Origin of the sequence: Thiohalocapsa sp. ML1, from assembly GCF_001469165.1 — a bacterium.
Taxonomy (GTDB): Bacteria; Pseudomonadota; Gammaproteobacteria; order Chromatiales; family Chromatiaceae; genus Thiohalocapsa.
Genome location: NZ_JABX01000018.1, coordinates 19,268 through 41,974 on the forward strand (window position 1 = coordinate 19,268; position 22,707 = coordinate 41,974).

Sequence of the window (22,707 nt, forward strand, 5' to 3'; positions counted from 1 at the left end):
GATAGTGTGTCGCGCCCCCGGCGTCTCGGTCGGCGCCACCGCGGGTTTTCGGCGGTGCCGCCCCCCGGGCACTGCTTGCAATCCGTGGAGGCGGGCGCGAGGCTCCGCGGCTTTAGCTCAATTGCCGGAGAATAAGCATCTCGAATGGCGTAGTATTTTTGCTCGCTTTCCACGGAGCAGCAGCGGTCGCATCAACGCGCGATGCCCCGACTTTCAAGACCCGGAAGTCGCAGACACTAGAAACCAAGCCAAGCGGTATGTTGCTTGACAGAAGATCGCCTTGGCACAGCAGCGGGGCGGCTTTCCGCCGGCTGGCCGCAAGCCACCGGTCCCGGGCGTTGCCCAGCGGGCCGTCTATCGTCTTCCGAAATCAGTTTGGGCCCCAGTGCCCGCCCGCAACGCCCACGACGAAGAGGTATTTGCCATGTCCGATCTGAGCGACGCCGATCGCATCCTCCACTCCGACGAGCCTGTCCAGCGCCGCCCGGAGCCGGCGCCCACCGTCGACGGCGACAAGGCACCCACGCCACCGGGCCGTAGCAGCAAGCAAGGCGGTCTGCTGCGCTGGGGCATCCTCACCATTATCCTCGTCTTGGGCGCGCTGTACGGGGTCGGACTCTGGTGGTCGCTCCAGCCCGACAAGTTCGACGTGGAAGAAAACGCTCGCCGGATCCTCGACAAGCAAACAAGCCCGGTGCCCGGCGCGACTATTGTCGCCAGCGCCATCCGCGTGGGCGAGACGCTGCTGGAAAAGCCCGGCGGCTACCTGCGCAACGACGTGACGCCCCCCGGCATCCTGATGGACAACATGCCGGCCTGGGAGTACGGGCTGCTGACCGAGCTGCGCGACTCCGTGCGCGCCATGCGCAACGATTTCAGCCGCTCCCAGACCCAGTCGGTCGAGAACCTGGACCTCAAGGATGCCGACTCCAAGTTCAGCTTCGATGACACGTCGTGGATTCTGCCGTCCTCGGAAGACGAATACCGCAAGGGCCTTGCGGCACTGCAGCGCTTCCTCAAGGATCTCGTGGCGGGCAACCCGCAGGCGCGCTTCTATGCCCGCGGCGACAACCTGCGCGCCTACCTGATGGTGGTCGAAAAACGGCTCGGCAGCTTCGGCCAGCGCCTGTCCGCCAGCGTCGGCGACGAGGAGCTGATGGCGGCCCTGGGCGGTCTCGGCGCGGCGGCCATGCCCGAGGTAGCCGAAGGCGACCCCGAGTTCCAAGGCTCCGGGCCGTCCGAGCGCACGCACTGGAGCGAGATCGACGACATCTTCTTCGAGGCGCGCGGCTATGCCTGGGCGCTGCTGCACATGATGAAGGCGATCTCCGTGGACTTCGAGGAGCTGCTCGGGCAGAAGAACGCCCAGGTCTCGATGCAGCAGATCATCCGCGACCTGGAGTACGCCACCATGTTCAAGTGGTCGCCCATGGTGCTGAACGGACACGGCTTCGGCGCGCTGGCCAACCACTCGCTCGTGCTGGCGTCCTACATGTCGCGCGCCAACGCGGCGGTGCTGGACCTGCGGGTGCTGCTCGAGCGTGGCTGACGCCGAACCTTCGGTAACAGTCGCCGCGGCAGGGGGCGCCGGACTCGCCGGCGCCCTCGCCGCGGCACCGTTGCAGGACTACCTGGAGCAACTGCACGCGGCGCTCGCGCCCATCGCCGACGGGGCGCTGGCCGACTACATCCCGGAGCTGACGCGTGCGGATCCCGCGTGGTTCGGCATCGCGCTGGCCACCGTGGACGGGCATGTCTATCAGGCCGGCGATTCGCGCCTGCCCTTCACGGTGCAGTCCATCTCCAAGGCGATCGCGTACGGCCTCGCGCTCGAGGATCGGGGCCTGGACGCGGTGCTGGCCAAGATCGGCGTTGAGCCGACCGGCGAGGCCTTCAATTCCATCAGCCTGGAGCCCGGCACCGGGCGGCCGCTGAACCCGATGATCAACGCCGGTGCCATCGCCACCACGGCCCTGGTGCGCGATGACGAAACGCCGGCGCTCGAGCGGCTGCTCGCCACCTTCGCGCGCTACGCCGGGCGCGCCATGGACATCGACGAAGCCGTGTTCGCCTCCGAGCGCGAGACCGGCCACCGCAACCGCGCCATCGCGCACCTGTTGCGCGGCTACGGCATCCTGGAATGCTCGCCGGAAGTGGCCACGGATCTGTACTTTCGGCAGTGCTCCATCCGCGTCACGGCGCGCGACCTCGCGCTCATGGGCGCCTGCATCGCCAACGGCGGCGTCAACCCCGTCACCGGCGTTGTGGCCCTGAGGCGCCGCTACGTGGATAAGGTGCTGTCCGTGATGAGCAGTTGCGGCATGTACGACTATTCCGGCGGCTGGGTCTTCAACGTCGGCATGCCGGCCAAGAGCGGCGTCGGCGGCGGCATCATGGCCGTGCTGCCCGGGCAGTTCGGGCTCGGCGTCTTCTCGCCGCTGTTGGACGCCAAGGGCAACAGCGTGCGCGGCATCAAGGCCTGCGAGCGCATCTCGCAGGACTTCGGCCTGCACATGTTCAACGTCGCCCGGGCGACATCGGCGACGGTGCTCCGGCGCAGCTACGACTGCCGGCGCGTGCGCTCGCGCCGCGAGCGCAGCGCCGCTGAGCGCGCCGTGCTGGCGCAGCAGGGCGGCTGCGTGCGCGTCTACGAGCTGCAGGGCGAGCTGGTCTTCGGCAGCGCGGAGTCCGTGGAGCTGACGATGCTTGCCGACCTCGCCCATGCGCAAGCCCTGGTCATCGACATGAAGCGCGTCGTCGCCGTCGGCGCCGCGGCGGCGCGGCTCCTGCTGCGGCTCGCCGAGCGCGTCGGCGACTCCGGCAAGCGGCTGTACTTCACCGGGACGATGCACCTGTACGGCTTTCGGCGGCTGCTGCAAAAGGCGGGCGGCGCCGGCAGCGCCGAGTGGCTGCGCTTCGACGACACCGACCGCGCCATCGAGACCTGCGAGCAGCAAATCGTGGACGTGGCCGGCGTCGCCGCGGCGACCGTCGACGGTGACGATCTGCACGCCCACTACCTGTGCGCGGGGCTGGCGGACGCCGACCTGGCCGCCGTGCGCGCCGCCGGCAGCGAGCGCCGCTATCCGCCCGGCGCACCGGTGCTCGCGGTCGGCGACGCGGCGCAGAGCTTCTTTTTCGTGTTGTCCGGCGAGGCCGAGGCCTGGCTCCTCGCCGACACCGGCGTCGCCCGCGCGGACCGCCGGCTGCGGCTCACCACGCTCGGCCCCGGCACCGTGTTCGGCGAGATCGGCATCCTGGACCGCGAGCAGCGCACCGCCAATGTCAGCGCCGTCACGGCGCTCACCTGCCTGGAGGTGCCCTTCGATGCCCTCGACGCCGGCATCCGCGAGCGCATGCTCGCGAACATGGCGCGCCACTTTGCCGGCATGCTGCGGGAGAACGCCGAGCTGGTGGGGCACCTGGCCTAGTGCAGCAGTACGCAGATTTCACGACCCCCGACGCGCCGGCTTCCACGGCCATTCCGGTGCCCGGCGCTTTCCGGTGCTTCGGCTCAGCTTCGGCGGCGGCGTCGTGCAGAGCCGCGCCGAGCTGGACCGGCGCATCCGGGCGCTGCTGCACGACAACGCCGAGCGCCTAGGGCTCCCCTGTCGCGACCCCGAGGACCCGGTGGGCTGCTTCGCCGAGCTCATCGGCCGCGCCCATGCCGAGCACGGCGAGCGCGTCGTGCTCGTGGACGAGTACGACAAGCCCATCCTCGACAATCTGACCCGGCCGGACATCGCCCGCGAGGCGCGCGACGGGCTAAGGATTTGTCGCGCACTGAGCATTCTGACCTCGGCCAAGATGACATGCCGCTTGCCCTTGGCCGGGGGCCGACACGCATGGCTCCCGGGGCGAGGTCCGATGCCGCCGAGGTGACTCGACGCGGGCCGAGGTCGCCGATATCCTCGCGCGATGTGCGGCCGCTTCGTCCAACACGCCGACCCCGAGATCTACGCCAGCCGCTATGCCGCGGAGCTGGACCCAGACGCCTTGGGCGATTGGCGTCCGAGCTTCAACATGGCGCCGACCCGCCCGGTGCTCGCCATCCGCGCCGGCAAGACCGGCGGCCGAGAGCTGACGGCGCTGCGCTGGGGCCTGATCCCGAGCTGGTCGAAGGGGCCGGACAACCGCTACAGCATGATTAACGCGCGCGCCGAGACGGTGGCGAGCAAGCCCGCCTACCGCAGCGCCTTTCGCGCGCGCCGCTGCGTGATCCCGGCCGAGGGCTTCTACGAGTGGCGTGCTCCCGCCGCGGGCGCGGGGAAAGCGAAGCAGCCGTATTTCATTCATCGCCGCGACGGCGCGCACAGCCTGCTTGCCGGGCTTTGGGAATACTGGCGGCCGGAGGACGGCGCTCCGGTGCAGTCCTGCACCATCATCGTCACGGACGCGAACGCGAGCATCGCGCCCATCCATGACCGGATGCCGGTGGTGCTGGCGCCCGCCGCGCTGGACGCTTGGCTCGACCCCGGCAACAGCGACGCCGCCGCGCTGCAAGCGCTGCTGCGCCCGGCGCCGGCCGAGGACTGGGTACTGCGGCCGGTGTCGCCGCGTGTCAACAACCCGCGCAACGATGCCCCGGACCTCCTGGAGCCCATCGCCGACGCGCCGCCCGCCACGGACTGAACGCCGCGAGCAGCCCGTGGGAGCGGCTGCAGCCGCGTCCGGCCGCGCAGCTTGCGTCTGTGGGAGCGGCTTCAGCCGCGACCACCGCGCCGTGGGAGCGGCTTCAGCCGCGACGTGCCGCGCTCGACCCTGCGTCACAGGCACAGGCCGCCCCCATCGGTCCACCTACTCCGGAGTCCACCCATGCACGCCAAGCTCGGCCTACCCCGCACCGTCATCCTTACGGCCTGGCTCTTACTGCTGACCTGCGTCGGCACCGCGCAGGCGTCGGCCTTCGCGAGCACCGATCTGTTCCTGTCGCTGCAAGTGACGGGCATTCGCAATGTCAGCACCGCCCCGAACGACCCCACGAGTGTCGTTCAGATCCAATCCGGCTCGGCGGTGTTTGAGGATCTGCGCAGCGCCATGGGCGCCGGCGCGGCGGCCGAGACCAAAGCCGTGCTGCTGCCGGACCCGCCGACCCTGGGCGGCGGGGCGCTCTCCATCGCTGCCGAGACCAGTGCATCGGTTCCGCTCGGCGGGGAGGCCGTGGCCTCGCTCGCCACCGATGGCTGGCTGGACTTCGTCAATGGATCGGCCACCGACAGCTTCGTGGTGGACGTGCTGATCCGGTATTCCGTTGCGCTGACGGCAACATCGCCGGCCGACGGCACCGGGGAGTCCGTGGCCGTCGTGGATCTCATCATCGAGTCCCTGCTACCGGGCGATGTGGTGGACGGCTTCTTCCTCGCCATCAGTCCGGGGCCGCCCGGGGGCAGCTTCACCAACGAGCTCCTGCGGACGCTGTCGCTCGGACCCGGTCGTCGCAACACCTGGCGCATCTTCGCGGATGCGCTCAGCTACGCACAGCAGGCACCGCTGCCGGGCAGCGCGGCCTTGCTCGCGGTGGGGCTCGTCGGGCTGGTCATCGCGCGTCGCTCTGCCCGCCGCGGTCCAATTGTGTGAACCGGTTTGCAGTTTCCGCGCCGTTTGTAAGGTGTTCTTAACAGTCGGGTCGGGAAGGACCTGCGGGTCATGCTCCCGCAACAAGCGCGGGCGCCGGCGCGAACGACGAGACGCAACCACAGGCACATGGGACGCGACACCCTCAAGATCCCGGGCCCCCTCGGGCAACGCACACGCGGGCGCTGGCGCCTGGCGCTGCGACGCACGCTGCTGCCCGCCGCGCGCTTCGCCGCCGATGTGCTGCCGCGGCTGGTGGACATGGGCATCGCCGCAACGCTGCTGCTCCTGACCGCGCCGCTGGTCATTGGGCGCGGCGTCGCGAGCGTTGCGCAGACGGGGCAGCTCTTCGACTTCGACGCGCTGATCGGCCGCTATCGCGTGCCGATCCATCGGCTGCGCTTCGCCGGGCATGGGCCGCTGCGGGGGCTTGCGGTCTGGTTCAGCGTGCTGAAGGGCGACCTCGCCATCGTCGGCCCGCGTCCGCTGCCGGCGGCGGAGGCGGCCATGGTGCCGGTGTCCGATGCGGTGCGCTTCACGGTGCGCCCTGGGCTGGTGTCGCCGTTCGGGGTCAAGCGGCAGGTGGGCATCGCGCATGTGGGGGAGAGCCGGCTGGATCGGGACTTCGTCTACGGCCAGTCGCTGCAGGGCGATCTCGGTCTCGCGGCGCGCTCGCTGGTCACCGGCGTGCTCGGCGGCGGCGCGGCGCGGGAGACGCCGGCGGTGCTCAACTTCTTCGGCATCCCCATCCTGAACACGAGCATGGCGGAGGCGGTGGACTGGCTCATGGCCGCGAGCGGCCCGGACGGCGGCGCTCGCCACGGGCCGCAGCAGCTCTGCTTCGTGAACCCGGATTGTCTCAACATCGCCTGGGGCGACGCCGGCTACCGCGGTGCCCTGCTCGCCGCCGAGCGGGTGCTGCCGGACGGCATCGGCATCCATATCGGCTGCCGCATGCAGGGCGTGGCGCTGAAGGAAAACGTCAACGGCACGGACCTGTTTCCGCTCCTGTGCGCCGCCGCCGCGGAGCAGGGGCGGAGCCTGTTCCTGCTCGGCGCGCGGCCCGGCATCGCCGCGGCGGCGGCGGCGAGCATGCAGCAGCGCTATCCGCGGCTGCGCATCGCCGGCACCCGCGACGGCTATTTCGATGCCGCCGCGGAGCCCGCCGTCATCGAGCAGGTGAATGCCAGCGGTGCGGACATTCTGCTCGTCGCCTTCGGGGCGCCGCGGCAGGACGTCTGGTTGCATCGTCATCGCGCCGAGCTCTTGCCCGCGGTGCGCATGGGCGTGGGCGGGCTCTTTGACTTTTACTCCGGGCGCATCGCGCGGGCGCCGGTTTGGCTGCGCGAGCTCGGGCTCGAGTGGGCCTTTCGGCTGCTGCAAGAGCCCGGGCGCATGTGGCGGCGCTACGTCATCGGCAATCCGCTGTTTCTGTACCGTGTCTGGCGGCAAGCGCAGGCGCCCCAGCGCTTCGCGCTGCCGGGGCCGCGGCAGGATGGGAACGCGGCGGCACAGGGCTTTGAGGTCGCTTCCGATACATGAACAACAGTACCGACAAACGCCGCCGCCAGGACGCGCTGATCAAGCGCTACGGCAATCCGGGGGCGCTCGGCGCCCGGCAGCGCCTGCGCATGTTCGGCAAGCGCGCCGCCTGGATCGGCGTTGTGCAGGGCTCGTATCTGCTCAAGCGGCTGTTCGACATCGTGGCCTCGGCGGTGCTGCTGGTGTTGCTGATGCCCGTGTTTGTGGGCGTTGCGCTCGCCATCCGGCTGGAGTCGCCGGGTGCGATCCTGTTTCGCCAGACCCGGGTGGGGCGCTGGGGCAAGCTCTTCACAATGTGGAAGTTCCGTTCGATGTACGCCGACGCCGAGGCGCGCAAGGCGGCGCTGATGGCGCAGAACGAGATGGCCGGCGGTGTGACGTTCAAGATGAAGAACGACCCGCGCGTGACCCGGGTCGGGCGCTTCATCCGCAAGACCAGCATCGACGAGCTGCCGCAGCTTTGGAACGTGCTGCTCGGTGACATGTCGCTGGTGGGCCCCCGCCCGCCGGTGCCGGCGGAGGTCGATGAGTACTCGCTGTCGGACCGCCGGCGGCTGGAAGTGATTCCGGGCATCACCTGCATCTGGCAGATCTCGGGGCGCTCCGAGATCCCGTTCGACCAGCAGGTGGAGCTCGATGTCCAGTACATCGAGTCGCAGTCGTTCTGGACGGACCTCAAGATCCTGTTGAAGACGGTGCCGGCCTTGCTGTTCGGCACCGGCGCTTACTGAAACCTCGCCGGGTCCGCCGCGGCGGACCCGGCGGTCTCGCGACCTCAAGCCCCGGCCGTGCCGGAAGGAGCAGCTCTGCCATGCGCGCCTTGGTGTTCGTGGATAGGCCGGCCGCGCCCCTCGCGCCGCTGGACCGGCAATATGCGGTGGGTCTGTTGCCGGTGCTGGACAAGCCGCTGGTGCAGTACCGGCTGGAGGAGCTGATCGCCGCCGGCATCACGGAATGCGTGTTCGTGCTCGCGGAGCAGGCAGAGAAGTTGGAGGCCTTACTCGGCGCCGGCGAGCGCTGGGGCGGGCGCTTTCGCTATGCGCTGAGTCGCGGCGCGGAGGCGCCGAGCCTGGTCTGGCCGCGTATCAGCATCGGGGATGAAGAGCCGCTGTTGGCCTTGCGCGCGGACCTGCTGGTAGCGCCCAGCGTCGCGGGCTTTTTGGATCGGGCCCAGGGGCTGCCGGGGAGCGTCGTCGTCGGTGCCGCCGCGGACCCGCGGGCCTCGCTTTTGTTACTGCGCGTGGGCCATCCGGATGCGGCGGCGCTGCTCGACCTGCTGCATTGGGCCGCGCCGGCGCCGCCGGCGGCGGAGCAAGTCGTTGACCTGAGCGGCGCGGCGCTGAACCTGCTTGAGTCACTGCAGGACTACCATCGCGCCAACCGTGATCTGCTCGCGGGTCGGATACCGGGGCTTGCCGTGGCCGGCCGGGAGGTGGCACTCGGGCTCACCGCCGGCCGGCGCGCCGCGGTGGCGGCGCGCAGCCTGAAGCAGGGGCAGGCCTACGTCGGCGAGAACAGCCGGGTCAGCGCGGATGCCGAGCTGTTGGGGGAGGTCGTCATCGCCCGCGACGTGGTCGTGGACCGCGGTGCGACGGTGGCGGACAGCCTGATCCTGCCGCACAGCTACATCGGCGAGCTCGTGGAGGTGACCAACGCCATCGTCGCGCACGACCACCTGATCCGGGTCGACACCGGTGCGGTGCTGAAGGTGGCCGATGCCTTCCTGCTCGGTCGCCTGGGCGGTGAGGCGCACGCGCCGGAGGGACCGCGGCTCCTCGACCGAGTGCTCGGCGTGCTGTTGCTCGCATTGTCCCTGCCGCTCTGGCCGCTGGGGCTGGCGGCCGCGGCGCTGCAGTCCAGTGGCGGCGGGCTCTGGTCCCGCGAGACGCTCATCGGCAATCGCCAGCCGACGCTGCCGGGCGGTGTCGTTGCCGGCAGCGATGCGGAACGGGCGTTTCTTAGCTGGCGCTTGGCGACGTCCATCCCGGTGCTCGCGACGCTGCCGCGGGTGCTTGCGGTGGTGCGCGGAGATCTGCGGCCCGTCGGCGTCGCGCCGCTGACGCCGCAGCAGGCCGAGTCACGCACCGAGGACTGGCAGCGTGTGCGCGATGACGCACCGGCGGGCCTCATCGGCCCCACCCAGCTCACCTTGAACGAAGACGCCCCCTTCGATGAGCGCCTGATGAGCGACGCCTTCTACGCCGGCCAGCGCAGCAACTTGGGCGATCTGCGCTGGCTCTGGCACGGGCTCCTGGCGCTGTTCAGCCGCCGAGCCTGGCAGCGCGCCTGATGGCAGAGCGCGACAACGACACAACGAACAGGAGTCGGCCCATGATGGACGCAAGTCACAGCGCCGCGGCGGGGCCGCGGGTCGCCATTGCGATGCGCTCGTACAACGACATCGGCGTGATCCGCGGCACCTTGGAGATGGTCGCCTGCCAGGGCTACCGGAACTTTCGGCTCTGGAGCTTCGATTCCAGCTCTACCGACGGCACGCTCGACATCATCCGCGAGTACAACGAGCCCGAGCGCATCCTGAGCAACGACCCGAAGGACTACAACCCGGGCCGGGTGCTCAACGATGCCGTGACGGCCATCGGCGAGCATGCGGACATCATCGTCTTTCTGAACTCCGATGCGACGCCGGAGCGCGAGGACTGGCTTGAGCGCCTCGTCGCGCCGTTGGCGGAGCCCGACGTCGGCGCCGTGTTTGGCCGCCAAACGGCGCGGCCCGACTGCCGCGAGCTGTTCCGCAAGGATACCGAGCGCGCCTTCGGCGATGGCCGCGAGGCGGCGCAGTGGCTGCACTTCTTCTCCATGGCGAACGCCGCGGCCCGGCGCGACGTGCTGCTGGCCCATCCCTTCGAGACCCGCGTGCAGTATTCCGAGGACATCGAGTGGTCGTATCGGCTGCGCGGCGCCGGCTTGCGCATCGTCTACGTGCCGGAGGCCGCCGCCACGCACTCGCACAACTACACGCTGCGGCAGTCTTACAAGCGCCACTTCGGCGAGGGCAAGGCGGACGCCTGGATCTTCCGCAACGGCGAGCTCAAGACCTCCTTTCTGCGCTATGTCGCGCTGCCCACCGGCATGGAGGTGTTGCGGGACCTCGCCTGGGCCGCGCGCGAGCGCTCCCTGGACGCGGCGCTGCACTCGGTGCCGCTGCGCATCACGCAGAAGTGGGGCCGCTGGCGGGGACTCAGGGAGGGGCTGCGCCACGATGAGGAAGCCTGATCCCGTCGCGCCCGACGCGCCGGTCGCCGCGCCGGCCGACCGTTTCACGCTCGACGGCGATGCCGCGGTGGAGGCGCGTGTCGCCGCCGATCAAGCGGTCATTGCCCAAGCCGTGGCCGGGCTCGTGCCGGCGCAGCACTTCGCGGCGCTGGTGCTGATGGGCGGCTACGGGCGCGGCGAGGGCGGCTATGTGCAGGGCGAGCAGGGCCCGGCGCCGTTCAACGACTACGACTACTTCGTCGTCGTGCGCGGCATGGGCCGTGGTGCGCGCGCGGCGCTGGCGCTCGGGCTCGCGGCGCTCGCCGAGACGCTCGCAGGCCAGGTCGGCGTCGCGGTGGACTTCGCGCTGCTGCGGCAGGAGACCCTCGCCCGCGCCGAGTTCTCGCTCATGAACGCCGAGATGCAGTGGGGCCACCGCGTGTTGGCCGGCGAGCGCGACGTGCTCGCACGGATGCCGCACATGCCCTTCCACGCGCTGCCCCACGGCGAGCTGACCCGGCTGATGCTGAACCGCGGCACGCTCTTGCTGATGAACCAGCAACGGTTGCTGGAGCGGCGCAGCGGCGGCGCCGCCTCTGGCGCAGAGACCGGCTTGGACCCCGGTGAGCGGCAGCGCTTCTTCAAATACCTCATGAAGGCAGTGCGCGCCTGCGGCGACACCCGGCTCGCCGCCGCCGGCCTGTACCATCCGTCTTATGCCGAGAAGCTCGCGCGCCTGGAGGCACCGCGTCCCGAGAGAACCGTGGACGCTGCCGAGGGACTAGACCCGATGCCGCACCACGATGACTTTCTTGAGTTGTATCGGCTGGCCCATCGGCACAAATTCCACCCCGCCTACGAAGAGTTTGCCGGGGAGCAGGCGGCGGAATGGCTCGCCCGCGTGTTGCGGATCTGGAAGGCCACACTGTACGCGTTCGAGATCCGTCGCTTGGGTTTCGGCTTCGCGCACTGGCACGACTACTGCCGCGCGGATGTGCGCAAGGGCCAGCGCGGGAACCTGGTGCGCAACGTCGGCGTCACAGTGCGGGACTTCGGCGCGCGGGAGCTGCTGCGGCGCCCGCGGCGCTCGCTCTACTATCCGCGCGAGCGCCTCATCGCCGCCCTGCCGCTGCTCCTCACGGAGCCCGGCTCGCCGATCGACCCCTGCGCGGCAAGCGCGCTCGGCCTGCCTTCGCCGAGCCATTGGCAGCCCGCCTCGGAGCGGTACCTGGGGTTGTGGGCGAAGTACGCTTGAGGAAGGGCCGAGGGCCGCGGGGTGAGAAGGCTGGAACCGCAGGCACAGCTCGGAGGCAGCGGAGGCGCTGCGCCGTGAGAGCGGCGCACCTAGCGCCTAGCCCCTAGCCCCTAGCGCCTGACCAACGGTACTCTCCTGGTCGCAGGTCGCCGAGTTGCCAGTCGCCGACGGCGATGCGCACGAGCCGGAGCGTCGGCAGCCCCACGGCGGCGGTCATGCGCCGCACCTGGCGGTTGCGACCCTCGCGGATGGCGATCTCAAGCCAAGCGTCGGGCACGGACTTGCGGTAGCGCACCGGCGGGTCCCGCGGCCAGAGCGCGGGCGGGGTGATCTGCCGAACGCGGGCCGGCAGCGTCGGCCCGTCCTTCAGCACAACGCCGTCGCGCAGCGCCGCAAGGTCGTCGGCGGTTGGCGCGCCTTCCACCTGCACCCAGTAGCGCTTCCATTGCTTGTGCCGTGGGTGGCTGATGCGCTGCTGGAGCGCGCCGTCGTCGGTGAGTAGGAGCAGCCCCTCGCTGTCCTTGTCGAGCCGCCCGGCCGGGTAGACGCCCGGCAGCGCGATGAAGCGGGCGAGGGTGGCTGCGTCCTCGCGGCCGGTGCTCGCCGCCGAGAACTGGCTGAGCACGCCGTAGGGCTTGTTGAACAGCACGAGCATGGCGTCAGCGCCCGGGCGAGGGCGACGGCGGGCATGGGGGTGATACCATCACGCGCACTCGAACGCTTACCCATCCACGTCCTTCCCGTCCGCGTCCTTCCCATCCGCTTTTTTGATCGGTTGCGCTGTCCGCGCGCACCCCCTGTCCTGAGGACTTTGCAGCATGGCTTATCAACATATCCAGATCCCCGCCGACGGCGAGAAGATCGGCGTTGCCGACGACAACAGCCTGACGGTGCCGAGCCGCCCCATCATCCCTTACATCGAGGGCGACGGCATCGGCATCGACATCTCGCCGGTGATGAAGGACGTGCTCGATGCGGCCGTCGCCCGGGCCTACGGCGGCGAGCGCAGCATTGCGTGGATGGAGGTTTACGCCGGCGAGAAGTCCACCCGCGTTTACGGGGAGGACGTGTGGCTGCCCGATGAGACGCTGGAGGCCGTGAAGGAGTTTGTCGTCTCCATCAAGGGCCCGCTGACCACGCCCGTCGGCGGCGGCATCCGCTCGCTGAACGTCACCTTGCGCCAGCAGCTCGACCTGTATGTCTGCCTGCGCCCGGTGCGCTACTTCGCCGGCACGCCGAGTCCGCTGCTGCGCCCGGAGGACACGGACATGGTCATCTTCCGCGAGAACTCCGAGGACATCTACGCCGGCATCGAGTGGGCCGCCGGCACGCCGGAGGCGCAGAAAATCATCGACTTCCTGCGCCAGGAGATGGGCGTGACCAAGATCCGCTTCCCCGACAGCTCCGGCATCGGCATCAAGCCCGTGTCCAGCGAGGGCACCAAGCGGCTGGTGCGCAAGGCCATCCAGTACGCCATCGACAACGACCGCGCGTCGGTGACCCTGGTGCATAAGGGCAACATCATGAAGTTCACGGAGGGCGCCTTCAAGGAGTGGGGCTACGAGCTCGCGAAGGAGGAATTCGGCGCCGTGGAGATCGGCGGCGGCCCCTGGTGCAGCTTCAAGAACCCGCGCACCGGCACCGAGATCACGGTGAAGGACGTCATTGCGGATGCCTTCCTGCAACAGATTCTGCTGCGGCCGAAGGAGTACGACGTGATTGCGACGCTGAACCTCAACGGCGACTACATCTCGGATGCGCTGGCGGCGCAGGTGGGCGGCATCGGCATGGCACCGGGCGCGAACCTGTCCGACTCCGTGGCGATGTTCGAGGCGACCCACGGCACGGCGCCGAAGTACGCGGGCAAGGATATGGTCAACCCCAGCTCGCTGCTGTTGTCTGGTGAGATGTTGCTGCGCCATCTCGGCTGGACCGAGGCGGCGGACCTGATCATCCGGGGTATCGAGGGTGCGATCTCCGCGAAGACCGTCACCTACGACCTTGAGCGGCTCATGGACGGTGCCACCAAGCTCAGTTGCTCGGAGTTCGGGCAGGCGGTTGTCGCGAAAATGTGAAGCGGCGGGGCGAACGCTGCCGGCCGCGCGCTGGCCGAGCCGAAAAACGAGACGGGCCGGCCCTCATGAGGGCCGGCCCCGGCGCGCCGGCGGTGCGGCGCAGAATCGGCCGCACTGCGCATCAGAACGCGCGTTGCACCTTGGCGGCATGTAGCCCCTTTGGCCCCTGACTCACCTCGAACTCGACCTTCTGGCCTTCCTTGAGGGTCTTGTAGCCGTCCATCTCGATCGACGAGAAGTGCACGAACACATCCTCTTCGCGATTGTCCGGTTTGACGAAGCCATATCCCTTGGCGTTGTTAAACCACTTCACGATACCTGTCATCATCGCTGGAGCTCCTCCGGTGCTTGACCGCTGTGGCGCGGTACTCTTTTGGATGGTTGTCTGTCGTTGTTGTTATCGGCGGCCCGGCCTGGCAGTGGCCCTGAGAGACGCCGGGTGCGGGCCATCAGCGGGCGCTGCGGGACGTCACCATAACGGCGAAGTATAGCCTGCTGTTTCCCATGGTCAATCAACGGGCTCGACGGGGCCTGCGCGCCGCGATCGGCGGCGGCATCGGCCATGCCCGGCAACGTAGACGCGGCTTCACGGGGGCTGTATTTTTCGGCTCGAAGCCCTTACAAGTTGTCCTGAGCCAGGGCAGCCGTGGCAGCCGACCAGCGCTCCACACGGCGTAACCTCCGAGGACCCCATTGCATCCGACACACCATGAGCGAGTGGAACCCAAGCGAAGACCAAGACTCCGGCCTCGTTGTCCAGGAGTCCAAGCCGGCGCTGAAGCGTCCGCCCTTGTTCAAGGTCCTGCTGGTCAACGACGACTACACGCCGATGGAGTTCGTCGTGCACGTGCTGGAGACATTTTTCCGCATGAACCGGGAGAAGGCCACGCAGGTGATGCTGCACGTGCACACGCGTGGCGTCGGCGTCTGCGGCGTCTACACGCGCGACATCGCAGAGACCAAGGTCAACCAAGTGAACGACTTCAGCCGCGAGAACCATCATCCGTTACTGTGCACCATGGAGGAGGCGTGACGGCGCGCTCACATGCTCGCGATTGCCCCGCCGGCGGCAGCGGCCGTCGACGCTGTGCCGGTGTTGCCGGCACCCAATTTCTCTCCCCGTCGTGCCTGCTGACCGCTGCACCGCCGGGCCTTCCTGTTACTCACTTCCAGGGGCCACACCATGCTGAGTAAAGAGCTCGAATTCACCCTGAACCATGCGTTCAAGGAAGCGCGCGAGAGGCGGCACGAATACATGACGGTGGAGCACCTGCTGCTGTGCCTGCTCGACAACCCCACCGCGGCCAAGGTGCTGCGCGCCTGCGGCGCCGACGCCGACAAGCTCCGCCGCGACATCGGCACCTTCATCGACGAGACCACGCCGCTGATTGCCGAGGGCGATGCGCGCGAGACCCAGCCCACGCTCGGCTTTCAGCGCGTGCTGCAGCGGGCGGTGTTCCACGTGCAGTCCGCCGGCAAGAAGGAGGTCACCGGCGCCAACGTGCTGGTCGCGCTGTTCAGCGAGCAGGACAGCCAGGCCGTATATTTGCTTAACCAGCAGGATGTCTCCCGGCTGGACGTCGTGAACTACATCTCCCACGGCATCTCCAAGGTGCCGGGCGAGGACCAAGGCGAGGAAGCCCAGCCGGAGGCCGAGGAGACTCGCGGCGAAGAAAAGGAATCCTCCAGCGCGCTCGAGAACTTCGCGAGCAATCTGAACGACCTCGCCCGCCAGGGCCGCATCGACCCCCTCATCGGCCGCGCCGACGAGGTGGAACGCTGCGCGCAGATCCTGTGCCGGCGGCGCAAGAACAACCCGCTCCTGGTGGGCGAGGCCGGTGTCGGCAAGACCGCGATTGCAGAAGGTCTGGCCAAGAAGATCGTCGACGGCGAGGTGCCTGAGGTGCTCGCCGACGCCGTCGTCTATGCCCTCGACTTAGGCTCCCTGGTCGCCGGCACCAAGTATCGCGGCGACTTCGAGAAGCGCCTGAAGGCCGTGTTGGCGGAGCTGAAGCGCCGCCCGAGCGCGATCCTGTTCATCGACGAGATCCACACCATCATCGGCGCCGGCGCCGCTTCGGGCGGGGTCATGGACGCATCGAACCTCATCAAGCCGGTGCTCGCCTCCGGCGACCTGCGCTGCATCGGCTCGACCACCTACCAGGAGTTCCGCGGCATCTTCGAGAAGGACCGGGCGCTGACCCGCCGCTTCCAGAAGATCGACGTGCACGAGCCGACGGTGGAGGAGACCATCGAGATCCTGAAAGGCCTGAAGAAGCGCTTCGAGGACCATCACCAGGTGAGCTACACGGCACCGGCCCTGCGCGCCGCGGCGGAGCTGTCGGCCAAGTACATCAACGACCGCCACCTGCCGGACAAGGCCATCGACGTCATCGACGAGGCCGGCGCCAATGTGCAGCTCAAGCCCGTCGCCAAGCGCAAGAAGCGCATCGACGTGGCCGACGTTGAGGCCATCGTCGCCAAGATCGCGCGCATCCCGCCGCGGAAGGTGTCCATGTCCGACACCGAGTCGCTGCGCAACCTGGATCGCGACCTGAAGATGGTCGTCTACGGCCAGGACGAGGCCATCGACGCGCTGACCTCGGCCATCCGCATGAACCGCTCCGGCCTCGGCAACGAAGAAAAGCCTATCGGCTCCTTCCTGTTCACCGGCCCCACCGGCGTCGGCAAGACCGAGGTCACCCGCCAGCTCGCGCGGATACTCAGCATGGAGCTGATCCGCTTCGACATGTCCGAGTACATGGAGCGGCACACGGTCTCGCGGCTCATCGGTGCGCCCCCGGGCTACGTCGGCTTCGACCAGGGCGGCCTGCTGACCGAGGAGATCACCAAGCATCCGCACTCCGTGCTGCTGCTCGATGAGATCGAGAAGGCGCACCCGGACGTCTTCAACCTGCTGCTGCAGGTGATGGACCACGGCCGGCTCACGGACAACAACGGCCGCAAGGCGGACTTCCGCAACGTCGTGCTGGTGATGACCACCAACGCCGGTGCCGAGGAGACCAGCCGCCGCTCCATCGGCTTCACGGAGCAGGACCATTCCACGGACGGCATGGAGGCGCTTAAGAAGTACTTCACGCCGGAGTTCCGCAACCGGCTCGATGCCGTGGTGCAGTTCTCGGCGCTGGATCAGACCACCATCGCGAGCGTCGTGGAAAAGTTCATCTTCGAGCTGGAGCAGCAGCTCGCGGAGAAGAAGGTCGCGCTCATCGTGGAGCCGGATGCGAAGGCCTGGATCGCGGAGAAGGGCTACGACCCGAAGATGGGCGCCCGGCCCATGGCGCGGGTCATCCAGAACCACATCAAGAAGCCGCTCGCCAACGAGCTGCTGTTCGGCGAGCTCGCCGAGGGCGGCACCGTCACCGTGAAGCTCGGCGACAGCGACGAGCTGACGTTCAGCTTCGATACGGAAAAGGCTGTTGCTTAAGAAGGGGCTAGGGGCTAGGGGCTAGGGGCTAGGGGCTAGGGCCTAGGGCTTGGAACCTAGCACCTAGCCCCTGCTTCACCGGGCGCGGTAGGTGATGCGGCCCTTGCTCAGATCGTACGGGGTCAGCTCAACCGTCACCTTATCGCCGGTGAGGATGCGGATGTAGTGCTTGCGCATCTTGCCGGAGATGTGGGCCGTGACGACGTGGCCGTTCTCCAGCTCTACGCGGAACATCGTATTGGGCAGGGTCTCCATGACCGTGCCTTCCATCGTGATGACGTCTTCTTTTGCCATGGATTTGGTCGGTAAACTTCGGTGCCGGCGCCGCGCACGAGCGTCGCCGCAGGTCGATCTTGTAAGAAATCGGGATCGGCGCCGGTACCATCGCGGGCAGCGCCTCGCAAGCCGGCCATACTACCACAGCGCATCGCGCCGGCCGCGGGTGTCAGGCGATCTCGATGCAGCATGTCGATCTTGATGTCCAGAGGCGCGAGGTTTGCGCGGCCTGAATGAGGTTTCTGCTCGACACCAGCATCGTGTCGGAGCCGACCCGCAAGGCTCCGAATCCGGAGGTGCTGTGGCGTGTTGACTGGAGTGTTGATCTCCAGGTCAACATGGCGACAAAGCGGGATGGACTGATGTCGCCGGTGCGGAGTCGACCGGGAGGACGGCTCTCCGGCCCGGCCCGGCCCGGCTCCGGCTCGGCTCCGGGCGGGCAAGTGGCTACGCTGCCGAGTCTCCTCCGTTCGCGCGCCGCCTGCCCCGGGACGCAGAGCGCCCGCAGACGCGCGACGCCGCTGGAGCGGTGTCGCGAGTGCACCCGCGCGACGACCCGAGACGGTCTCGGGACTTCCGCGCCGCGGAACAGGAACAGTGTGCCGTCGCGATATGGCCCGCAACCGGGAGCGGGGCCTCCCGCCCCCGTCAACTGGCGCCGAGGCAGGCGTCGATGACGAGTCAGACCGAGTTGCCGGGCGCCGGCGGATGGTCCGCACAGCGAACCCTACCGCGCCGCGCCCCGTAGGGTTCCGCTTTGCCGACCGTCCGCGCTGGGCCGCACAAACCACGTCCGGCCACAGGCGTCAGAACCGAATCGTCTCGCCCTTGCCGAAGCGCCGCCACTCGCGCCCGTCCCAGGCCTCCAGCGGGCGGAAGCTGTCTTTGTAGGCCATCTTGCGGCTGTCGCTGATCCAGTAGCCGAGGTAGACGTATTGCAGGCCCAGGCGACGGGCATCGCGGATCTGCGCCAGCACGGCGTAGGTGCCGGGGGCGCGGTGGGACTGCTCGGGCGCGAAGTAGGTGTAGACGGCGGAGAGGCCGTCGGAGAAGAAGTCCGTCACGGCGACACCGACGAGGTCGCCGGCCGCGCCGCCCTCGGCGATGGCGCCGAGGGGCGACAGGCGCAGCTCCAAAAAGCGCGTGCGCCCGCCCCAGGGCGCGAGCAGGAAGCGGGCGTAGGTCTCCACCGAGACGTCGTCGGCCATGTCGCCGTCGCCGTGGCGTTGCAGCAGGTAGCGCTCGTAGAGCCGGTAGTGCTCGGGCACCAGGGAGGCAGGGCGCAGCGTCATGCTCAGCTCGCGGTCGTTGCGCGCGATGTTGCGGCGCTGGGAGCGGTTCGGCACGAAGGCGGACACCGGCACGCGCACCGGCACGCAGCGCTGGCAGCCGCGACAGGCGGGGCGGTAGAAGTGCTGGCCGCTGCGGCGAAAGCCGATCTGCTGCAGCCACTCGGCGCGGGCCGCGTCGATGTGCGCAAGCGGGTCCACAAAGAGCGTGCGTGCCCGCAAGCCCTCGACGTAGGAGCAGTCGTGCTCGCCCGTGAGGTAGAGCTGCAGATCGCCGCGGTTGGGTCGGGCGTCACGCATCCGGGCACGCCGCCGCGGGGGCTTCACCCGGCACAGGGTCCGGATAGGTCAGGCTGCCGTCGTCCCAGGAGCCGTGCGGTGTCGGCAGGTCACGCAGCGCGGTGACCAGATCGATAAAGGCGTCCCGCGGTATCTGCTCCGCGCCCATGCTCATCAGGTGCCGGGTGAGCACCTGACAGTCGACGAGGGCGAAGCCGCGGTTATCGAGGTATCGGCACAGATGCACGAGGGCGACCTTCGAGGCATTGTCGACGCGCGTGAACATGGACTCGCCGAAGAAGATACCGCCGATTGCAACGCCGTACAGCCCCCCGGCGAGTGCGCCTTCCTGCCAGACCTCCACGGAGTGCGCGATGCCGCGCACGTGCAGTGCCCGGTAGGCCGTGATCATGTCCGGCACCAGCCAGGTGCCGCCGCCATCGGGGCGGGGCTCGGCGCAGGCGCGGATGACGGCGGGAAAGTCCCGGTCCAGCGTGACCGCGAAGGCGCGCCGGCGCAGCAGCTTGCGCAGGCTGCGTGAGATGCGCACCCGCGCCGGGCGCAGCACGGTGCGCGGGTTCGGCGACCACCACAAAATCGGGTCGCCGTCGCTGAACCAAGGAAAAATGCCGTGCCGATAGGCGTTGACGAGGCGCGCGATGCTGAGGTCCCCGCCAATCGCGAGCAGGCCGTCCGGCTCCGCCAGCGCCTCGCGCGGGTCCGGGAACGCGGCGCTCGGGTCGTTCGGCGCCAGCAAATAGGGGAGGTGCCGAATGCGGCGGATCAAGCGCGGGTCGGCGCGGTGGCGCCGGCAGCAGCGTTGGGGTCGGCTGCCCGATACGGGCTGTGGGTCATCATCTCTGTGATGTAGTCTTCCACCGCGTCGATCTCGTGCGACAGGAAGGCGCCGATAGGCTGCCGAAAGCGCTCGTCGGCGATCCAGTGCGCGGACCAGGTGCGCGTCGGCAGAAAGCCGCGGGCCACCTTGTGCTCGCCCTGGGCACCGGGCTCGAAGCGCGCGAGACCCTGCTCGATGCAGTGCTCCAGGCCCTGATAGTAGCAAGCCTCGAAATGCAGGCTGTGGTAGTCCTGAAAGCATCCCCAATGGCGGCCATAGAGGCTGTCCGCGCCCACCAGGCAGAAGGCGGCGGCGACGATGCGCCCGGCGTGCTCGCCGAGCACCAGCAGCACCTGCTCGCCCATGGTCCGGCCGATCTCCTGAAAGAACCCGAGCGACAGCGTGGGCAGGCCGCCGCGCTTGTCGAAGGTATCTTCGTACAGGCGATGGAAGATGCGCCATTCGGCTTCCGTCACGTTGTGACCCGGCACACGTCGCAGGCGAATGCCGGCGTCGGTCACGCGCCGGCGCTCCCGCTTGACCTTCTTGCGCTTCTCCGCCGAAAACTCGCCGAGGAAATCATCGAAGCTCCCGTAGCCCCGGTTCTGCCAATGGAACTGGCAGCCCAGGCGCGGCATCAGGCCCTGTGCCTTGAGCCAGCCCGTTTCCGTCTCGCTGGTGAAGAGCCAGTGCAGGCCGGACACGCCCAGGCGCTCGGCGAGCTGCAGCGAGCCCTGGATCAGCGCCGCGGCGCGGGCCGGGCGGTCGGCAGCCTCGCCCGTGAGGATGCGCAGTCCCGTGGCCGGCGTGTACGGTGAGGCGACGACGAGCTTCGGATAGTAGCGCTGGCCGGCGCGCTGGTAGGCATCGGCCCAGGCCCAGTCGAAGACGAATTCGCCGTAGGAGTTGTACTTGAGCCAGCAGGGCGCCGCCGCGACGGGATGATCCTGCTCGTCGCGCAGCACCAGATGGCGCGGCAGCCAGCCGAAGCGCTCGCCGACCGAGCCATGGTGCTCCATGGCGGCCAGGAACTCGTGGCGCAGGTGCGGCAGGTCGTCGCCGGCGAGCGCGTTCCAGTCCGCGGCCGGGATTTCGTCGATGGACGGGTGGGTGGTCAGTCGATACATCCCGGGCTGGCCTGCTGGCTGGTGCATGGGTTCAGGTGTTGGGGGAGGGCCGAGGGCCGAGGGCCGAGGTAGTCCTCCTCGGCCCTTGGCCCTTGGCCCACCCGCGACGATGCGCAGGTTGCAAGGCGCCCCCGGCCCTTGTCGGTCTGTGGCTCCGCCCCCGTAGCGTATGGGCGATGAGCCGGGGCCGAAAGCCCGGCCGGCTCGATATCGGTTGTCGCCCTCGGGCCCGGGGTCAGGCGCTGCCGCCGGGCCAGAAGGCGAGCAGGGACAGGGCAAAGCCCACGGCGAGCAGCAGGTTGGTGCCGAGCCGCAGCAGCCTGACGCGCGGCAACGGGCGTTCGCGCAGGGCAGGGAGCCCCAGGTAGGCGGCGATGAGGTTGATGATGGCGCCGAGCTCGGCGACCAGGAGCAGCGTCAGCAGGGGCAGGCGCGCCGTGCCGTCCGCGCCAGGGCCGCCGAAGGCGACGAGCCCCAGCAGCGGCAGCGACACGAGCAACGCGATGGTCGGGAAGCTCTGGCGATTCATGGCGGGGTTCTCTTGCTTCCAACTTCAAAGTCCGTAACGCCGGAATGCCGATCGGGATCGAGATCGGGATCGAAATTCTCCCCTAACCGCAGTTGGCTCAAGTGGCGTCGCAGTGCGAAACCCTTGTGTCGTGCGACGTCGCTCACGTTCGATCTCGATAGCGATAGCCCAAGGTTGGGGTCCGCTGCGACGAGTGTACCGCCGTAGATCAGCCCTTGAGCGCCAGGTCGTCCAGGTACTTCTCGGCGTCCAGCGCGGCCATGCAGCCGGTGCCGGCGGACGTGATGGCCTGGCGGTAGACGTGGTCCATGACGTCGCCGGCGGCGAAGACGCCGGGCACCGACGTGGCGGTGGCGTCGCCGTCGGCGCCGCCTTTCACCTTGATATAGCCGCCGGCCATGTCGAGCTGACCCTCGAAGATCTGCGTGTTCGGCTTGTGGCCGATGGCGATGAAGACGCCGTGCAGGGCCAGGTCTTCGGTGGCGCTGTTGTGCACATTCTTGATGCGGATGCCCGTCACGCCGCCGGCGTCGCCGAGCACCTCGTCAAGCACGTGGTTCCAGGCCAGGCGCACGTTGCCGGTTTCGGCCTTCTCGAAGAGCTTTTTCTGCAGGATCTTCTCGGCCCGCAGCGAGTCACGGCGGTGCACCAGCGTGACCTCGGCGGCGATGTTGGACAGGTACAGCGCCTCTTCAACGGCCGTGTTGCCGCCGCCGATGACCGCGACCTTCTGCCCGCGATAGAAAAAGCCGTCGCAGGTGGCGCAGGCCGACACACCGCGGCCGCGATAGGCCTGCTCCGACGGCAGGCCCAGGTATTGCGCGCTGGCGCCGGTGGCGATGATGAGTGCGTCGCAGGTGTAGGTGGCCGCGTCGCCCTTGAGCACGAACGGGCGCGCGCCGAGATCCACGGCACTGACGTGGTCCATGACGAGCTCGGTGTCGAAGCGTGCGGCGTGTTTCTGCATCCGCTCCATCAAGTCCGGCCCGAGCACGCCGTCTGGGTCGCCGGGCCAGTTGTCTACGTCCGTGGTGGTCATCAACTGGCCGCCTTGCTCCATGCCGGTGACCAGCACCGGGCTCAGGTTGGCCCGCGCGCCGTAGACGGCCGCGGTGTAGCCTGCCGGGCCGGAGCCCAAGATCAGCAGGCGGCAGTGTTTGGTCTCGCTCATGGCGCAGCTCCTGGTGCATGTCCGTCGGCGCGAGGGGCCGCAGTCGGCGGCACATCACGAAAGGCTAAAATGCTACGCGCCGGCAACGGGG

At 68.8% G+C, this 22,707-nt stretch carries 21 protein-coding genes; 13 read left to right on the forward strand and 8 right to left on the reverse strand.

Features of this window, described 5'->3' with window-relative positions:
- Positions 1-424: 424 nt before the first annotated feature.
- The 10 genes from ML01_RS12955 to ML01_RS13000 all read left to right on the forward strand — a co-directional run bounded on the left by ML01_RS12955 (position 425) and on the right by ML01_RS13000 (position 11,584).
- Positions 425-1,549 carry a DUF2333 family protein gene (locus ML01_RS12955; RefSeq protein ID WP_082674249.1) on the forward strand — a complete coding sequence of 375 codons (1,125 nt, stop codon included), beginning with the start codon at positions 425-427 and terminating at the stop codon, positions 1,547-1,549.
- A complete protein-coding gene (gene glsA / locus ML01_RS12960) occupies positions 1,542-3,431 on the forward strand; it encodes a glutaminase A (protein ID WP_082674238.1) in 1,890 nt (629 codons plus the stop codon). Before ML01_RS12955 ends, glsA begins: the two co-directional genes overlap by 8 nt.
- Positions 3,328-3,882 (forward strand): AAA family ATPase, encoded by a 555-nt coding sequence (locus tag ML01_RS31355; protein ID WP_082674239.1) that lies wholly within the window; start codon positions 3,328-3,330, stop codon positions 3,880-3,882. The genes glsA and ML01_RS31355 overlap by 104 nt, the downstream gene beginning before the upstream one ends.
- A 36-nt stretch (positions 3,883-3,918) precedes the next feature.
- Positions 3,919-4,632, forward strand: coding sequence for an SOS response-associated peptidase (locus ML01_RS12970; protein WP_058555823.1), 714 nt, complete (start codon positions 3,919-3,921; stop codon positions 4,630-4,632).
- Positions 4,633-4,815: 183 nt separating this feature from the next.
- Positions 4,816-5,577 carry a hypothetical protein gene (locus ML01_RS12975; RefSeq protein WP_058555824.1) on the forward strand — a complete coding sequence of 254 codons (762 nt, stop codon included), beginning with the start codon at positions 4,816-4,818 and terminating at the stop codon, positions 5,575-5,577.
- A 126-nt stretch (positions 5,578-5,703) separates the two neighbouring features.
- Positions 5,704-7,116, forward strand: a complete 1,413-nt coding sequence (locus tag ML01_RS12980) for a WecB/TagA/CpsF family glycosyltransferase (protein ID WP_082674240.1) — start codon at positions 5,704-5,706, stop codon at positions 7,114-7,116.
- Complete coding sequence (locus ML01_RS12985; RefSeq protein ID WP_058555825.1) at positions 7,113-7,847, forward strand: sugar transferase; 735 nt, start codon at positions 7,113-7,115, stop codon at positions 7,845-7,847. The genes ML01_RS12980 and ML01_RS12985 overlap by 4 nt, the downstream gene beginning before the upstream one ends.
- An 80-nt stretch (positions 7,848-7,927) precedes the next feature.
- Complete coding sequence (locus ML01_RS12990) at positions 7,928-9,406, forward strand: sugar transferase (protein ID WP_058555826.1); 1,479 nt, start codon at positions 7,928-7,930, stop codon at positions 9,404-9,406.
- A 41-nt stretch (positions 9,407-9,447) separates the two neighbouring features.
- Positions 9,448-10,350 (forward strand): glycosyltransferase, encoded by a 903-nt coding sequence (locus ML01_RS12995; protein WP_058555827.1) that lies wholly within the window; start codon positions 9,448-9,450, stop codon positions 10,348-10,350.
- Positions 10,337-11,584: a hypothetical protein gene (locus ML01_RS13000; protein ID WP_058555828.1), complete on the forward strand. Its 1,248-nt coding sequence runs from the start codon at positions 10,337-10,339 to the stop codon at positions 11,582-11,584. Before ML01_RS12995 ends, ML01_RS13000 begins: the two co-directional genes overlap by 14 nt.
- A 103-nt stretch (positions 11,585-11,687) precedes the next feature.
- On the opposite strand, the gene ML01_RS13005 is transcribed toward ML01_RS13000, so the two are convergent.
- Positions 11,688-12,239 (reverse strand): pseudouridine synthase, encoded by a 552-nt coding sequence (locus tag ML01_RS13005; RefSeq protein ID WP_058555829.1) that lies wholly within the window; start codon positions 12,237-12,239, stop codon positions 11,688-11,690.
- Between the two features lie 163 nt (positions 12,240-12,402).
- Here ML01_RS13005 and icd point away from each other — a divergent pair, with 163 nt between their 5' ends.
- Entirely contained in the window at positions 12,403-13,659 is a 1,257-nt protein-coding gene (gene icd / locus ML01_RS13010) for an NADP-dependent isocitrate dehydrogenase (protein WP_058555830.1), read from the forward strand.
- Positions 13,660-13,780: 121 nt separating this feature from the next.
- Here the strand turns inward: icd and cspD are convergent, their stop codons facing one another.
- On the reverse strand, positions 13,781-13,987 hold the full coding sequence (gene cspD, locus ML01_RS13015; RefSeq protein WP_058555831.1) for a cold shock domain-containing protein CspD: 207 nt from the start codon (positions 13,985-13,987) through the stop codon (positions 13,781-13,783).
- Between the two features lie 381 nt (positions 13,988-14,368).
- On the opposite strand from cspD, the gene clpS reads away from it, so the two are divergent.
- Both clpS and clpA read left to right on the forward strand, forming a co-directional pair.
- Positions 14,369-14,692, forward strand: a complete 324-nt coding sequence (clpS, locus tag ML01_RS13020; protein WP_058555832.1) for an ATP-dependent Clp protease adapter ClpS — start codon at positions 14,369-14,371, stop codon at positions 14,690-14,692.
- A gap of 150 nt (positions 14,693-14,842) precedes the next feature.
- Positions 14,843-17,107: an ATP-dependent Clp protease ATP-binding subunit ClpA gene (gene clpA, locus ML01_RS13025; protein ID WP_058555833.1), complete on the forward strand. Its 2,265-nt coding sequence runs from the start codon at positions 14,843-14,845 to the stop codon at positions 17,105-17,107.
- 75 nt (positions 17,108-17,182) lie between these two features.
- Here the strand turns inward: clpA and infA are convergent, their stop codons facing one another.
- The 6 genes from infA to trxB all read right to left on the reverse strand — a co-directional run bounded on the left by infA (position 17,183) and on the right by trxB (position 22,616).
- Positions 17,183-17,401 (reverse strand): translation initiation factor IF-1, encoded by a 219-nt coding sequence (infA, locus tag ML01_RS13030; protein WP_058555834.1) that lies wholly within the window; start codon positions 17,399-17,401, stop codon positions 17,183-17,185.
- Between the two features lie 788 nt (positions 17,402-18,189).
- Positions 18,190-18,972, reverse strand: coding sequence for an arginyltransferase (locus ML01_RS13035; protein ID WP_058555835.1), 783 nt, complete (start codon positions 18,970-18,972; stop codon positions 18,190-18,192).
- Positions 18,965-19,735 (reverse strand): leucyl/phenylalanyl-tRNA--protein transferase, encoded by a 771-nt coding sequence (gene aat, locus ML01_RS13040; protein WP_156427712.1) that lies wholly within the window; start codon positions 19,733-19,735, stop codon positions 18,965-18,967. Before aat ends, ML01_RS13035 begins: the two co-directional genes overlap by 8 nt.
- Positions 19,735-20,943 carry a GNAT family N-acetyltransferase gene (locus tag ML01_RS13045; protein WP_371258214.1) on the reverse strand — a complete coding sequence of 403 codons (1,209 nt, stop codon included), beginning with the start codon at positions 20,941-20,943 and terminating at the stop codon, positions 19,735-19,737. Before ML01_RS13045 ends, aat begins: the two co-directional genes overlap by 1 nt.
- 208 nt (positions 20,944-21,151) lie before the next feature.
- The gene (locus ML01_RS13050; protein WP_058555837.1) at positions 21,152-21,445 is read right to left on the reverse strand and encodes a hypothetical protein; all 294 of its coding nucleotides are present in this window, start codon (positions 21,443-21,445) and stop codon (positions 21,152-21,154) included.
- Between the two features lie 208 nt (positions 21,446-21,653).
- The gene (gene trxB, locus ML01_RS13055) at positions 21,654-22,616 is read right to left on the reverse strand and encodes a thioredoxin-disulfide reductase (protein WP_058555838.1); all 963 of its coding nucleotides are present in this window, start codon (positions 22,614-22,616) and stop codon (positions 21,654-21,656) included.
- Positions 22,617-22,707: the final 91 nt, after the last annotated feature.